Raw genomic sequence first — 321 nt, forward strand, 5'->3', positions numbered from 1 at the left:
TCCATCACGGCCAGCATAGCCTGACGCAAACGCTGATTATCTGCCGGTATCATTGCTTTTTTCAGATCAGTTTCCAGCACCATACCGGCATCTTCCAGCAATGGCCGCGATGCCTGCAAAATCTGCTCGGCAGCTTGCGCTATATCGACCTTGCTCCGCTCGGTCACCAGTTTCTGACTGGCAGCCAGTGATAAGGTTCGCAGGTCATTGACCAGACGTGCCAGACCTTCAGCTTGCGTCAGCAAGTCCTCAATACGGTCATCATCACGCGGGAAAACCTTATCAGCCATGCCCTGCAATGTGCCCTGCACAATTGTCAGT

1 pseudogene is annotated in these 321 nt (G+C 53.3%); it reads right to left on the reverse strand.

Features of this window, described 5'->3' with window-relative positions:
- Positions 1 to 321 (reverse strand): annotated as a pseudogene (locus HBA93_RS20020) (two-component sensor histidine kinase); the annotation flags it as partial.

Source organism: Ochrobactrum sp. SFR4 (genome assembly GCF_019730395.1).
In the GTDB taxonomy this organism is placed as follows: domain Bacteria; phylum Pseudomonadota; class Alphaproteobacteria; order Rhizobiales; family Rhizobiaceae; genus Pseudochrobactrum.